8 protein-coding genes are annotated in these 16347 nt (G+C 29.7%); all 8 read left to right on the top strand.

The genetic code is table 11. The features are described from left to right. Window positions 1-12: 12 nt before the first annotated feature. The 8 genes from BW723_RS06315 (at window position 13) to BW723_RS06280 (ending at window position 16168) form a co-directional block, all read left to right on the top strand. Complete coding sequence (locus tag BW723_RS06315; RefSeq protein ID WP_068357346.1) at window positions 13-2898, top strand: glycosyl hydrolase 115 family protein; 2886 nt, start codon at window positions 13-15, stop codon at window positions 2896-2898. A 144-nt stretch (window positions 2899-3042) separates the two neighbouring features. Then, window positions 3043-6204 (top strand): beta-galactosidase, LacZ type, encoded by a 3162-nt coding sequence (lacZ, locus tag BW723_RS06310; RefSeq protein WP_068357348.1) that lies wholly within the window; start codon window positions 3043-3045, stop codon window positions 6202-6204. Window positions 6205-6276: 72 nt separating this feature from the next. Further along, window positions 6277-7242 carry a family 43 glycosylhydrolase gene (locus tag BW723_RS06305; RefSeq protein WP_226789246.1) on the top strand — a complete coding sequence of 322 codons (966 nt, stop codon included), beginning with the start codon at window positions 6277-6279 and terminating at the stop codon, window positions 7240-7242. A gap of 4 nt (window positions 7243-7246) precedes the next feature. After that, window positions 7247-8824 (top strand): glycoside hydrolase, encoded by a 1578-nt coding sequence (locus BW723_RS06300; RefSeq protein ID WP_226789245.1) that lies wholly within the window; start codon window positions 7247-7249, stop codon window positions 8822-8824. A gap of 201 nt (window positions 8825-9025) precedes the next feature. After that, on the top strand, window positions 9026-10363 hold the full coding sequence (locus BW723_RS06295; protein WP_068357356.1) for a BNR repeat-containing protein: 1338 nt from the start codon (window positions 9026-9028) through the stop codon (window positions 10361-10363). A gap of 7 nt (window positions 10364-10370) precedes the next feature. Continuing rightward, window positions 10371-11540, top strand: a complete 1170-nt coding sequence (locus BW723_RS06290) for a glycoside hydrolase family 88/105 protein (RefSeq protein WP_068357359.1) — start codon at window positions 10371-10373, stop codon at window positions 11538-11540. Between the two features lie 18 nt (window positions 11541-11558). Further along, window positions 11559-13991 (top strand): glycoside hydrolase family 31 protein, encoded by a 2433-nt coding sequence (locus BW723_RS06285; protein ID WP_068357362.1) that lies wholly within the window; start codon window positions 11559-11561, stop codon window positions 13989-13991. A gap of 14 nt (window positions 13992-14005) precedes the next feature. Next, the gene (locus BW723_RS06280) at window positions 14006-16168 is read left to right on the top strand and encodes a glycoside hydrolase family 43 protein (RefSeq protein WP_068357365.1); all 2163 of its coding nucleotides are present in this window, start codon (window positions 14006-14008) and stop codon (window positions 16166-16168) included. Window positions 16169-16347: the final 179 nt, after the last annotated feature.

Raw genomic sequence — 16347 nt, 5'->3', positions numbered from 1 at the left:
AACTAATTATTAATGAGAGTATATAAGCAAAAAATCATTGCATTTCTTTTAATTGTATTAGGTTTAAATACTTTACAAGCACAGTTAAAATTAGAAGATAAGAATAACAATACTTCTTCATTCTCTATTGTAGATAATAAAAATACGTCTACTATTTATTACGATAAGTCAGATTTTGAAGTTGTAAAAATAGCTTCAAAACTTTTATCTGAAGATATAGAGCGTGTAACTAATATAAAGCCTATTGTTTCAACTAGTTTACCTAAGGCTAATAATGTAATTATAATTGGTACTCTTGGCAATAATAAGTTAATTGATGAATTAATAAGTAATGGCAAAATTGATGTCAAAGACTTAAAAGGAAATTGGGAAAGGTTTACATACAAGACAATTAAAAATCCATTTCCTAATGTAAATGAAGCTTTAGTAATAATTGGTAGTGATAGAAGAGGTACGGCATATGGTGTTTTTGAATTATCGAAAACTATTGGTGTTTCACCTTGGTATTGGTGGGCAGATGTTCCTACAAAAAAGAAAGAAAAGCTTATTATAAGCGCTATAGATTATACATCTAAAGCACCTTCTGTTAAATACAGAGGTGTATTTTTAAATGATGAAGATTGGGGGTTAAAACCTTGGGCTTCTAAATTAATGGATCCGAAAATTAATGATATTGGACCAAATACATACGAAAAAGTATGTGAATTACTTCTTAGATTAAAAGCTAACATGCTGGCTCCTGCTATGCATGAGGTTACTGGAGCCTTTTTTAAATATCCAGAAAATAAAATAGTTGCAGACAAGTTTGCAATTATGATGACTAGTAGTCATGCAGAACCATTGTTGTATAATAATACTACAGAATGGCAACAACTAGTTAATGGAAATTGGGATTATGTTCAAAACAAAAAAGGAGTACTTGAAGCATTAGATAACAGAGTAAAAGAAGCTTCTCCTTATGAGAACATCTACACAGTTGGTATGCGTGGTATACATGATACTGGAATGAGTGATGTACCAGAGGGATATACAAAAGCAAATGTTTTAGAACAGGTTATTGATGAAGAAAGAAATATACTTAACAAACATATTAATAAACCTAAAAATGAAATTCCTCAAATATTTGTGCCTTATAAAGAGGTTTTAGATATTTATGAAAGTGGTATGAAATTAGCAGAAGACATCACCATTGTATGGCCAGATGATAATTATGGGTATATTAAAAAACTTAGTAATACTAAAGAGCAACAAAGATCTGGTGGATCTGGTGTATATTATCACATTTCATACCTAGGTTGGCCAAACGATTACCTTTGGTTAAATACTACGGCACCAGCATTAATGTATGCTGAAATGAAAAAAGCTTACGATTTAGGAGCTAAAAAGTATTGGCTTGTAAATGTTGGAGATATTAAGCCAGGTGAAATGGGAATGCAACTTTTTCTTGATATGGCTTGGGATTTTGATGCATTTAATTATGAAAACATCAACGAATATCAAGGAAATCAATTATCATCTATTTTTGGAGAAAAGTATAAAAAAGATATTGATTATATTCTTGATCGATACTACTATCACGGATTTACACGTAAACCAGAATACATGACTTGGGACTGGAAATGGAGTAGTATTTTTTCACATGCTAAAATAAAAGATACAGATTTATCTTTTATTAATTATAACGAGGCAGAAAACAGGCTAAACGATTATGCCGATATTTCAAATAAAGCAGAAGCTATTTTAAATGAATTACCAGAAGCATATAAAGCCTCTTTTTATGAATTGGTTTATTATCAAGTAAAAGGAGCTTCTCTTTACAATCACAAAATGTTGATTGCACAAAAAAACAGATGGTACGCTAAACAAAATAGAGCTTCTACAAATACCTTGGTAAAAGATGTTGTATCGTATCAAGATAGTATTGCAGCTATTACTTCTAAATATAACAATTTACTAGATGGAAAATGGCAAGGTATGATGACTGCTCCAGGTTTTTTACCAACACAACAATTACCACCAACAAAAGAAATAGAGTTACCAAAAAAGGCTAAAATGAATATTTTTGTTGAAGGACAGACTTCTGAAATAACACAAAATTATGAATTGCCTCAGTTTAATAAATATTTTAATCAATCTCATTTTTTTGAAGTTTATAATAAAGGAACAAAGTGTATTAAATGGAAAGCTAAGACTTCTGAAAAATGGATCCAGTTAAATATTACTAAAGGAAAAACAGAGACACAAGAAAGAGTTCAAGTTTCAATTGATTGGAATCAATTTCCTTCAAAAGAATATGCAAAAGGTGAAATTGTAATTTCAGGCGGAAATGTTACCAAACGTATTAAGGTTGTAGCTATAAATCCTGAAAAAGAAATCACAGAAGATGTTTATGTAGAAAACAACGGTGTAATAAGTATTAATCCTTCTAAATTCCATAGAAAGCAAGAAAATGGTAATATCCAATTTCAAGTAATTGAAGGTTTAGGGTATAGTAATGCATCTGTACAGTTAGGTAGTGCTACATATGATTCTGGAGAAGGATCATTTATTTCTTACGATTTTTATGCTTCTGAATCTGGTGATGTAAACATAAATACATATATGTTGCCTCTTTTTGCAAAAGATAAATTACACAGTACTCGTTATGCTATTCAAATTGATGATTCAGAATTAATTACACAATCTAATGATGTTAAAGAGTATTCAAAAGAATGGGCTGGTAATATTATTCGAAATAGTGCAATCAATAAATCAAAGTTTCATATTGATAAACCAGGAAAACATACTCTTAAAATAATTTCGATTGATCCAGGTATGATTATTCAGAAAATAATAATTGATTTTGGTGGATTGAAAAAATCTTATTTAGGACCAAACTCTACCTTAATTAAAAAGTAATGTTTATTATTTGAAGATGGGTATTAGAGCAAAAAATGAGTTCCATTCTCTTTTTTGCTCTACCCATTTCAATAGTAATGTTAGGCCTTCTAAAGGCCTAAAATCAACCTTAAAAGAAATCATACCCTCAATAAATACTAACAAATGAAAGTACAATATTTAATTCTAACGTTATTCTTAACGATAGCTTGTTCTTCTAAACACACTTACGAAGGCGTTGCTTTTGATGAAAAATCTCCACAAGATTGGGAAAATCCAGAGGTATTTAAAATAAATAAAGAAAATGCTAGAGCTTCTTTTATTCCGTATCAAACAGAAAAACAGGCAAAAGAAGATAAGGCAGTTAACTCACCTTTTTATACTTCTTTAAATGGAACTTGGAAATTTAATTTAGCACAAAATCCATCAGAAAGACCTTTTTATTTTTTTAAACAAGATTATGATATTTCTGATTGGAAAGACATCACTGTTCCTGGAAACTGGGAAACACAAGGTTTTGATATACCCATTTACACAAACGTAAAATATCCACATGAAAAAACTCCTCCAAAAATTCAAGAAGAGTATAATCCAGTTGGTTCTTACCGTAAAACATTTACCATAACTAAAGAAGATCTAGAGAGAGAAGTTTTTTTACATTTTGGAGCAGTAAATTCTGCAATGTATGTTTGGGTAAATGGTAAAAAAGTAGGTTATAGTGAAGACAGTAAAACTCCTGCAGAGTTTAATATTTCAAAATATATAGTTAAAGGAGAAAATCAATTATCTGTAGAAATTTATCGTTGGTCAGATGCAAGTTACATCGAAGATCAAGATTTCTGGAGATTAAGTGGTATAACTAGAGATGTATATTTATTAACAAGAAATAAAACACATATTAAAGATTTTTGGTCTAAAGCAGATTTAACTAATGGTTATAAAGACGGACAATATTCTTTAGATATTATCTTATCAAAACAAGCTAAAACTAATGGTTTTGTTCAGTTTCAACTTTTTGATACTGATGGAAATGAAGTATTAAATGAACAAAAACAGATAAATAATTCTAATATTTATTTTGAACAGACCCTAAAAGATGTAAATACTTGGAATGCAGAAAACCCTTATTTATATCAACTAGTAGTTACTTTAAAAGATAAAGCAGAAACTACTTTAGAATGTATAGGAACTCAAGTTGGTTTTAGAAAAGTAGAACAACAAAATGGTCAATTGTTAGTAAACGGAAAGGCTATTTTAGTAAAAGGTGTAAATCTGCATGAACATCATGAAAAAACAGGACATTTTGTAGATGAAAAAACCATACTAAAAGATATTAAATTAATGAAAAGTTTTAACATCAATGCTGTTAGAACCTCACATTATCCACAACCAGAAGTATTCTATAAGTTGTGCAACAAATACGGCTTATATGTTGTAGATGAAGCTAATATAGAAACTCATGGAATGGGAGCAACCAATCAAAGTTCTTTCGATAAATCGATACATCCAGCTTATTTACCAGAATGGGAAGCTGCACATTTAGATCGATTTAAAAATATGGTAGAACGCGATAAAAACAACCCATCAATAATTCTTTGGTCTTTAGGAAATGAATGTGGAAATGGAAAAGTATTTTACGATGGTTATGATTGGATTAAGCAAAGAGATAACACAAGATTAGTTCAGTTTGAACAAGCTGGTCAAAATCGAAATACAGATGTGGTTTGCCCTATGTATCCTGGTATAAATAGTTTAATAAAATATGCCAAAAATAATACAGACAGACCTTATATTATGTGCGAATACGCACATGCTATGGGTAATAGCGTAGGAAATTTACAAGACTATTGGGATGTTATTGAAAAATACCCAGTATTACAAGGTGGTTTTATTTGGGATTGGGTAGACCAAGGTTTAATAAAAAAAGCAGAAGACGGAACAGAGTATTGGGCTTATGGTGGTGATTTTGGTCCTAAAGATGTGCCTTCTGATGGTAATTTTTGTTTAAATGGATTAGTAAATCCTGATAGAACTCCAAAACCTCATTTATGGGAAGTAAAAAAAGTATATCAAAATATAAAATTTAAAAAGAGTAGTAATAATAATTATATAGTTGAAAACAATTTCGATTTCTCCAATTTAAACGAATATAGATTTCAATATAAATTTGAGTTAAATGGAAAAACGATATTAGAAAACAATTTAAACATTAATGTTGCACCTCATCAAAAAGGGATTTTAAAAATAGAAACACCTAAAAATTTCGATGCTACAAAAGAGTTAATTTTAACTATTTCTGCAATAGCAAAAAAAGACAAAGGTATATTAGATAAAGATCATGAGGTTGCATGGCAACAGTTTATATTACATACCCCAAAACAAATTTTTTCATCAAAAAATACTAGTAATATTCATATAGAAAACAGTAATTCTGCAATTGAAATTAAAAATGAAAATGTAAACGCAACATTTAATAAAACTACAGGAATACTTACCAGTCTAAGTTTTAATAATGGTAAGAATATTATAAAAGATAAAAACGGATTTACACCAAATTTTTGGAGAGCACCAATAGATAATGATTTTGGAAACAACTTGCATAAAAAGAGTCGTATTTGGCGTTACACAACTAAAAACAGAAAACTAGCAAGTATTAAAGCTACAATGCAAAACAAAAATGCTGTAGTTAATGTAATGTATAATTTATTAAATCAACAAGACCAAAAAATTGCCTCTTTTCAAATTAAATACACCATTAAAGAAAATGGAGCTATTTTGGTAGATAACACTTTTAGAAAAACACAAAAAGATTTACCAGATCTACCAAGATTAGGATTAAATATTCAATTACTTAAAGATTTTGATCAGCTTTCTTTTTATGGAAGAGGTCCTTTTGAAAATTATTGGGACAGAAAAACTGGAGCAAAAATTGGTCTTTATAAAGGCTTAGTAGATGATTTTAACTGGGCATATATTCGTCCGCAAGAAAACGGAAACAAGACAGATGTAAGATGGTTTAGCCTTACAGACAAAAGTGGCAAAGGCTTTAAAATATATGGCTTACCTACAATAAACTTTAGCGCACACCACTCTATTATGGAAGATTTTGAATCTTTAGAACGCACAGATGGAAGGCAAAGTAAAGGAGATACAGTAATAAACAGGCATACTATAGATGTAAAAGTTAGAGATTTAACATCTTTAAATATCGACTTTAAACAAATGGGTGTTGGTGGCGATACTAGTTGGGGAGCAGAAACTCACAAAGAATATAAGTTATTAGATAAAACCTATAAGTATTCATTTTTAATTGAACCAATTTTTTAATTAATAATAAGAATGAAAAATATTTATAACAAAATTATTTTTTTTCTTTCTTTTTTAATTCTCTTCATTTTGTTGAGTTGTAATCAAATAAAGAAAAGTAAAAATCAAAATAATACAGCAAAACTTACAAACCCAGTAATTAAAGGTCATTTTGCAGATCCTACTATTGTAAAACATAAAGGTAATTATTATGTATATGCTACAATAGACCCTTGGGGAGGAGATGAATTAGCCGTTTTTCAATCATCAGATTTTATAAATTGGCAACGCAAAAAAATTAACTGGCCAACAAGAGAAGCTTGTTCAACTCCAATATCTACAAATAGTAGAGTTTGGGCACCTTGCGTTATTAAAGGCAAAGATGGTAAATTTTATATGTACGTATCAGTAGGAAGCGAAATCTGGGCAGGTGTTAGTTCTACTCCTTTAGGGCCATGGAAAAATGCAAAAGCAGATAATTCTCCTTTAATAAAAGGTAATATGTTTCCTAAATACCATATGATAGACGCTGAAGCTTTTATAGATGATGATGGTAAAGCTTATTTATATTGGGGTTCTGGATTAAATTGGAAAAACGGGCACTGCTTTATAGTTCCTTTAAATGATGATATGATTTCTTTTGATGAAAATGAAATCAAAGACATAACACCTCCTCATTTTTTTGAAGCACCATTTATGATGAAAAAAAATAATAAGTATTATTTAATGTATTCTGAAGGCAAGTGTATAGATAGTACATATATGGTAAGGTATTCTGTAGGAAAAACACCTTATGGTCCATGGACAGAAGGAGCTACAAGCCCAGTTTTATCAACATCAAAAGATGGCACCACTTTAGGACCAGGACATCATACCGTATTTAGCGAAAACAATCAAGATTATATTTTATATCATCGTATTAAAGATAATAATAACACTCTTTTAAGAGAAATAGCAATAGACAGTTTAAATTTTGATGTAAATGGTAACCTATTAACTGTAGAACCACAAGGTGGGGTTACTAGTTTTGTAGATATTAATTCTAATACCCAAAACTAAAAGATTGAAAATTTTAGTAATTCATAAAAAATCATTTAAAATTCTATTTGTCTTTTTGCTAACAGTAATTTTTCTATTTAGTTGCAAAAATATTTCGAATATAAATGATGATGTTTTAGTAGTAAAATTAAATACAAGTAAAACATTTCAAACAATAAGAAATTTCGGAGCTTCTGACGCTTGGTCTACACAATTTGTAGGCAAAAATTGGCCTGAAGAAACAAAAAATAAAATAGCAAAACTTTTATTTAGTACAACCAATAAAACAGATGGTAGCCCAGAAGGAATTGGTTTAACAGCTTGGAGATTTAATATTGGAGCTGGAAGTATAGAACAAGGTAATAATAGCCAAATTAAAGATGAATGGAGAAGAGCAGAATCATTTTTAACAGCAAAAGGAACTTACGACTGGAATAAACAATCTGGACAATTATGGTTTTTAAAAGAAGCTAAAAATTACGGAGTTAAAACCTTTATTGGTTTTGTAAATAGTCCTCCTGTTTATTTCACTAAAAATAATAAAGCTTGGTCTGCTGATGGTATTTCATCCAATTTAGCAGAAAATAATTATGTAAAATATGCCAATTTCTTATCTTCTGTAGTTAAAGGAATTGCTAATAAAACTGGTGTAAACTTTAATTATATTAGTCCGTTTAATGAACCACAATGGGATTGGAAATGTTGTAATCAAGAAGGTTCTCCGTGGAATAATAAAGAAATTTTTGATGCTGTAAATGCAATAGATAAATCATTTAAAAAAAACAATATTTCATCTAAAATAGAAATTTCTGAAGCTGGTAAAATTGATGCTTTGTACAGTAACGCAGACAAAGCAAATAGAGGAAATCAAATAGCTTATTTTTTTGATAAAAATTCTGATGGTTTTGTTGGGGATTTAAATTCTATTCCGAAGAAAATTGCAGGACATAGTTATTTTTCTACTTGGAATTTAAAAAATTCTATAAATACTAGAAAGCAATTAAATAAAAAGATACAAGCTGTAAATTCTGATTTAGAATATTGGATGACTGAATATTGTATTCTAGAAAATAACGAAAGAATCAAAGGAAATAAACGCGATTTAGGCATTGATGCTGCTTTATATATGGCAAGAGTTATACATTCAGATTTAGTTTTTGCAAACGCTTCTGCGTGGCACTGGTGGTTGGCTATTAGTCCGTACAATTATAAAGATGGTTTAATTTATATAGATAACAATAAGTTTAATGGTAATTATTACGAATCTAAAATGCTTTGGACTTTAGGGCATTATTCAAGATTCGTAAAACCAGAAATGAAACGTATAGCTAGTACTCTAACTAATTTTAAAGAAGACAACATAGATGGTGTTTTACAATCGTCTTACATGTCTAATGATGAAATTGTAATAGTGTTTGTAAATCAACTTAATAAATCAGAAAATATTAAGATTTCTGGAATTCCAGAAGGTTTTAGTTCTATAGAATTATACCAAACAACAGAAGATGTAACTGAGAATTTAAAAAAGGTTTCAACTATAAATAGTAATGAAACTTTTACACTAGCTAAAAGGTCGTTAGTGACGTGTGTTTTAAAAAAATAGTTTAAAAAAAAACTAAATAATAATTCAAATTTTATTTATCAGAATTAAAAATAAAAATGAAGAAAACTATAAGTACATATAAAATGAGCAATTACTTTAAAAAAGTATGTTTGTTTGTTTTTATTACTTATAATTTATAATTGAAAAAAAAGGTAATAATATTTCTTCAGATAATGAAATAATAAAAAAATTTAGATTAAAATGATAAATTGCAAGACAATAAAATTCAACTTAAACAAATACATACTAATTTTAGTATGTAATGTTTTGTGTTTGTCTTGTTCTAAAAGTATAACATATTTAAAGGTAGGTAAAGGTTGGTCTAACAATTCTGTAAATACTGTTAAGTTTAGAAAAAATGCTTTAACTACTTATAAAAGGCATCAATTTGTTGGTTATTATGACGGTGATGGTTATTTAGTTTTAGGAAAAAGAAAAATTAATAGCAACACATGGCAAACCGTAAAAACTAGCTATAAAGGAAATGTAAAAGATGCACATAATGCAATAAGTATTGCCGTAGATGGTAATGGGTTTTTACATATTAGTTGGGATCATCATAACACAAAACTTAGATATGCAATTTCTAAAGAACCACTAAGTTTAAATTTAGGAGAAGAAATTGCTATGACAGGCAAACAAGAGGATAAAGTTACGTATCCAGAGTTTTATAATTTACCTAACGGAAATTTATTGTTTTTTTATAGATCAGGAGAGTCTGGAAGAGGTAATTTGGTTATTAATTCTTATGATGTTAAAGATAAAAAATGGACGCAATTACATCAGAATTTAATAGATGGAGAAAATATAAGAAGCGCATATTGGCAAATATGTGTAGATAATACAGGGATAATTCATATGTCTTGGGTTTGGAGAGAAACTTGGAACGTAGAAACCAATCATGATTTATGTTATGCACGTTCTTTAGACGATGGTAAAACTTGGCAAAAATCTACAAAAGAGAAATACAATTTGCCAATAACTTTGGCTTCTGCAGAATATGCTTGGAGAATTCCACAAGATAGCAATCTAATTAATCAGACAGCTACGGCTACAGATAATATAGGAAATCCATACATAGCTACTTATTTTAACGAAAATAAAATAACACAATATCAAGTTGTTTTTTTAGAAAATGGTATTTGGAAGAAAAAGAACACAGGTTTTAGAAAAACACCTTTTCAATTAGGTGGCGGTGGTACTAAAAGAATCCCAATTTCTAGACCAGATATTTTAATTGATAATTCAGGTGAAAAAAATAAGATAAATATACTTTTTAGAGATTTAGAAAGAGGAAACAAAGTTTCTTTAGCCTACTCTAATTTAGACAATAATTCACCTTGGAAAGTTATAGATTTAAGTGAAAACGCTGTTGGTGAATGGGAACCAAATTATGATATTTCACTGTGGAATAAGCAACAGAAATTAAACATATTTTATCAAAATGTAACTCAGGTAGATGGTGAAGGGGTTGCAAATAAAAAGCCATCAAAAGTAGAAGTGCTACAAATAAACAATCTTTCAGAAATACTAAATTAGTATAGTTATGTATCAAAAAACAGTATGGTTCTTATCTTTTATTTTAATCTCTATTCTTTTTACAGGATGTGGAACAACAAAAGATAATAAAGAGACAACGAATCAAGAATCTTCAATTAAAGAATCAAAAGAAGATGTTATTTCAATAATTAATAAAGTAAATACACATTGGCAGAAAAACAACCTAAATCCTGGTAATGCTTTTTGGCATGTATCAGCATACCATACTGGTAATATGGAAGCTTATAAGATTACTAAAAACAAACAATTTTTAGATTATTCTTTAGCTTGGGCAGAAAAAAACCAGTGGATGGGAGCAAAATCTCAAGACAAATCTGAATGGAGATATAATTATGGTGAAAATGATAAATATGTGTTGTTTGGAGATTGGCAAATTTGTTTTCAAACGTATATAGATTTATACAATTTTACAGGAAAAAAAGATGCTTATAAAATGGCTCGTGCTAGAGAAGTAATGGAATACCAAATGAGCACCAGCGCAAATGATTATTGGTGGTGGGCAGATGGTTTGTATATGGTAATGCCAGTGATGACAAAGCTTTATAAAGCAACTGGTAACGATAAATATTTAGAGAAATTAGAAGAATATTTAACGTATGCAGATGGTATTATGTATGATGATGAAGCACAACTTTATTATAGAGATGCTAAATATGTATATCCAAAACATAAAAGTGCAAACGGTAAAAAAGATTTTTGGGCAAGAGGAGACGGATGGGTTTTTGCAGGTTACGCAAAAATAATTCAGGACATGCCAGATACTGCAAAACATAAACAAGAATATATTAAGAGATTTAAAGCAATGGCAGAAGCATTAGCAGCATCTCAGCAAAAAGAAGGTTATTGGACCAGAAGTATTTTAGATCCTGCACATGCTCCAGGCCCAGAAACTAGCGGAACAGCTTTCTTTACTTATGCTTTTTTATGGGGAATAAATAACAATATTTTAGATAAAGAAGTGTATACACCAGTAATAAATAAATCTTGGAATTACTTAATAAATACTGCTTTACAAGCAAATGGAGCTGTTGGTTATGTACAACCAATTGGAGAAAAAGCAATACCAGGACAGGTAGTTAATGTAAATTCTACAGCAGATTTTGGTGTGGGGGCTTTTTTATTAGCTGCCAGTGAAATGTATCGTTTCTTAAATTAAAGATAATAATTAAATATAATGAAGAGAATAATTAGTAATGTATTGTGTTTTGTTTTAGCATTGTTCTTAGGGTTACAAGTAACTTATGCTCAGCAATATACTAAGACACAAAAAGGGCTAAAAACTGTAATAAATAATCAGGTTTTAGAAGTACAGTTTTTTACATCAAAAACGGCAAGAATTCTTAAATATCCTGAGAATAGTAAATTTGAAAAAGAAAGTTTAACTGTTATTAAAACTCCAGAAAATGTAGATCTTATAATAACTGAAAAAAACAATCTTATTACAGCTTCTACTCCATCTATTATTTTAAATATTAACACTAAAACAGGTAAGATTTCTTTTTTTGATACAGAAGGTAATAGCTTACTTACAGAAAAAGATTATGGTTCTCAATTTACACCCATAAAAGATGTAGATAGAAACTCTTTTATTGTTCGTCAGGCTTTTTTGTTAGATAAAGAAGAAACAGTATATGGTTTGGGGCAGTTTCAGCACGGAAAAATGTCTCAGCGTAATCAAAAACTACTTTTAAGACAAGATAATTTAGAAGATACATCACCTGTTTTACAATCTGTAAAAGGGTATGGTATTTTTTGGGATAACTATGCACCAACTTATTATACAGATAACCCAACAGAAACTTCATTTGAATCTGAGGTTGGAGATTGTATAGACTATTACTTTATGTATGGTAAAAATTCTGATGGAGTAATTGGTCAATTACGAAAATTAACAGGGCAAGCACCAATGTTTCCTTACTGGACATTTGGTTATTGGCAAAGTAAAGAGCGTTATAAAAGTCAAGATGAAACCGTAAATGTTGTTAAAAAATATCGCGAATTAGAAATTCCTTTAGATGGTATTATTCAAGATTGGCAATACTGGGGAACAAATTACCAATGGAATGCAATGGAGTTTTTAAATCCTACATTTCCAAATCCGCAAAAAATGGTAGATGATGTGCACAATTTAAATGCACATATGATTATTTCTATCTGGGCATCTTTTGGTCCAGAAACAAAACCATTTAAAGTTTTAAAAGAAAAGGACATGCTTTTAAGCTTTAAAACTTGGCCACAATCTGGTAACGAAGGTTGGCCACCAGATCCTAATTTACCATCAGGTGTGAGAGTTTACGACGCATATAACCAAGAAGCTAGAGATATTTATTGGAAGTACTTAAATGAAGGCATTTTTTCTTTAGGAATGGATGGCTGGTGGATGGATTCTACAGATCCTGATCACTTAGAAATGAAAGATTCAGATTTTAATGAAAAAACACATTTGGGCTCTTTTAGAAAAGTTAGAAATGCTTTTCCTTTAATGACGGTTGGTGGTGTTTATGATCATCAAAGAGAAACAACATCAGATAAAAGAGTATTTATTTTAACACGTTCTGCGTTTACAGGTCAGCAACGTTATGGTGCCAATACTTGGTCTGGAGATGTTGTTGCAGATTGGGATGTTTTAAGAAATCAAATTTCTGCCGGATTAAACTTTTCTTTAGCAGGAATACCTTATTGGAATAGTGATATTGGAGGTTTTTTTATATGGAATTTTCCTGGAGGATATAAAAACAAAGCATATCACGAACTTTATGTACGCTGGATGCAATTTGGTGCATTTTCTCCTATGATGCGTTCTCATGGAACAGATACACCAAGAGAATTATGGAATTATGGTAAAGAAGGAGACTGGACATATGATGCTCTTAAAAAAATGATAGAATTAAGATATAAGTTTTTACCTTATATATATTCTAATTCATGGGATGTTACAAAAAACAGTTCTAGTATTATGCGTGCTTTGGTAATGGATTTTCCAGAGGATAAAAATGTTTTAGACATAGACAATCAATTTATGTTTGGTAAAAATATTTTAGTTTGCCCTGTAACAGAACCAATGTATGTTAAATACAAGAAAGAAGGAAATAAATATTTTGGAGAAGGAGAAGACTTTAGCCAAGTTAAAACAACTCAAGTTTATCTTCCTAAAGGTTCAAACTGGATTGATTTCTGGACAGGAGAAGTAAAAAAAGGAGGAGAAACGATTAATAGAGAAGTACCAATAGATATTTTACCACTTTACGTAAAAGCAGGATCAATAATTCCTTTAGGACCAAAAGTACAATATGCAGACGAGAAAAAAGGACCAATAACACTTAGAGTTTATCCTGGGGCGGATGCAACTTTTACTTTATATGATGATGAGCATGATAATTATAATTATGAAAAAGGGTCTTTTGCAACTATTAAATTAGATTGGAATGACAAAAAACAAAAATTAACTATTCATAGCAGAGAAGGTAGTTTTTCTGGAATGCTTAAAAAAATGAAATTCAATATAGTTTTAGTAACAGATAAAAAAGGTACAGGTAATAATAAACCTGAAATATTTGATAAAACTGTTAATTATAGAGGAAAAAAAATAACTATAAAATTAAATTAAAAAAAAATAATAAAATGAAACTAAATCTGATAAAAAAAATTAGACTACTAAGTGTTTGTTGTGCTATACTATTTATTGCAGCTTGCAGTACTACATCTAATAATAAAGAGTATAGTGGTTATTTATTTACTTATTTTACAGGGAATGGCCCTGGTGAAGAAGCAGTAAGATATGCATTAAGTAAAGATGGCTATAACTATTATGCATTAAATAACAATGAACCAATTATAGATTCTAAAAAAATTAGCTCTTCTGGTGGAGTTAGAGATCCTCATATTTTAAGAGGTGAAGATGGTAAAACATTTTATATGGTAATTACAGACTTGTATGTAACAGAACAAGGCTGGAATAATTATGCTATGATTTTAATGAAATCTACAGATTTAATTAATTGGACTTCTTCAATTATTAATATTCCAGAAACATACCCAGAAGAGTTTGGAGACGTAAAACGTGTTTGGGCGCCACAAACAATTTATGATAAGGAGACAAAACAATATATGATTTATTGGTCTATGTTAGGAGATAAAGGGCCAGATATTATCTATTATGCTTATGCAAATGAAGATTTTACAGCATTAGCAACTACACCAAAACAGTTGTATTTTAGTCCAAGTAATGCTGCATGTATAGATGGAGATATTATTTATAAAGATGGTAAATATCATTTATTTTTTAAGAATGAAGATGCCTCTAAAAAAGGAATTATGCAGGCTGTTTCTGATAATTTAACCTCTGGTTATGAAGAGTTAGAAGGTTTTATGAATGTTACCAAAAAACCAGTAGAAGGTTCTAGTATTTTTAAATTAATAGATTCTGATGAGTATATTTTGATGTATGATATGTATTCTTCAGGAAAATATCAATTTACAAAAAGTAAAGATTTAAAAAGTTTTGCTGTTGTTGATGATAAAATATCAATGAATTTTCACCCAAGACATGGTACTGTAATTCCAATTACAAAAGAAGAAGAATTATCACTTCTTAATAAATGGGGAAATATAGGTAAAAGTGCTTTTGTGTCTTACAATTCAAAAGATATTAAAAAGAATAATGTAGTTGTAGACGATAAAAATAATACAATTTATCTTCCTGTTAATTTAGACACAGATTTAAAAAGTTTAAATCCAGAATTTCAATTAACACCAGGAATAACTGCTTCTCCAGAAGGTGCGCAAGATTTTTTTAACGGTCCTGTAACCTATAGTTTTAGTATGGGAGAAAAAACTAAAAGCTATAAAGTATCTGCTCAGCAAGACAATAATCCTGTTTTAAATGGTTTTTACGCAGATCCAGAAATTATTTATTCTCATAAAACAAACAAATACTATTTGTACCCAACAAGCGATGGTTTTACAGGTTGGTCTGGTACATATTTTAAAACATTTTCTTCGCCAGATTTAGTAAACTGGACAGATGAAGGCGTAATTGTAGATTTAAAAAAAGACGTTAGTTGGGCTAATAGAAATGCTTGGGCACCAACTGCAATAGAAAAGAAAATTAATGGAGAGTACAAGTACTTCTACTACTTTACAGCAGCACAAAAAATAGGTGTTGCAGTTTCAGACAATCCAACAGGACCTTTTGTAGATTCAGGGAAACCATTAATTGCAGAAAGACCTAAAGGAATTAAAGGAGGACAAGAAATAGACCCAGATGTATTTACAGATCCTGTTTCTGGAAAAAGTTATTTGTACTGGGGTAATGGTTATATGGCTTGTGCAGAGCTAAATAAAGATATGGTTTCAATAAAAAAGAACACCATAAAAATTATGACCCCAGATAGAACTTTTAGAGAAGGAGCAGAAATTTTTTATAGAAAAGGAAAGTACTATTTCTTATGGTCTGAAGACGATACTAGAAGCCCTAATTATAGAGTAAGATATGCTACTTCAAACTCACCAACAGGTAAATTAAACATTCCTGAAAACAACATTGTAATAGAAAAGAAACCAGAAATGGGTATTTACGGTACGGGCCATAACAGTGTAATACAGACACCAGATACAGATGTTTGGCATATTGTTTATCATCGTTTTAATCGTCCAAATGGTATTACAATGGGTTCTGCAGCAGGTTTTAATAGAGAAGTTTGTATTGATAAATTAGAATTTAATTCAGATGGTAGTATAATTACTGTAAAACCAACTATTACCGGAATTAAACCAGTAAACTAAGTTTTTATTAACGAATTAAAAACACGTTGCGAACAATCATTTTTATAGTTTAAGAGTAAGAATTAGTTTTTGGTTAATAAAATCAGTATTGCTTGATTTTTTTTATCAAAAACCAATTTTATACCACAAAAAAATATCAATGCAATGGTTTTTAACAGAAAAAAATAAGAATATATTAA

Source organism: Polaribacter reichenbachii, assembly GCF_001975665.1.
GTDB classification, from domain to species: domain Bacteria; phylum Bacteroidota; class Bacteroidia; order Flavobacteriales; family Flavobacteriaceae; genus Polaribacter; species Polaribacter reichenbachii.
This window is presented reverse-complemented; position numbering and strand designations above follow the sequence as displayed.

What these genes read in the sequence shown, in the direction of transcription:
- BW723_RS06315 (WP_068357346.1), top strand. Translation starts at nt 13, where the DNA reads ATGAGAGTATATAAGCAAAAAATCATTGCATTTCTTTTAATTGTATTA.
- lacZ (WP_068357348.1), top strand. Translation starts at nt 3,043, where the DNA reads ATGAAAGTACAATATTTAATTCTAACGTTATTCTTAACGATAGCTTGT.
- BW723_RS06295 (WP_068357356.1), top strand. Translation starts at nt 9,026, where the DNA reads ATGATAAATTGCAAGACAATAAAATTCAACTTAAACAAATACATACTA.
- BW723_RS06290 (WP_068357359.1), top strand. Translation starts at nt 10,371, where the DNA reads ATGTATCAAAAAACAGTATGGTTCTTATCTTTTATTTTAATCTCTATT.
- BW723_RS06285 (WP_068357362.1), top strand. Translation starts at nt 11,559, where the DNA reads ATGAAGAGAATAATTAGTAATGTATTGTGTTTTGTTTTAGCATTGTTC.
- BW723_RS06280 (WP_068357365.1), top strand. Translation starts at nt 14,006, where the DNA reads ATGAAACTAAATCTGATAAAAAAAATTAGACTACTAAGTGTTTGTTGT.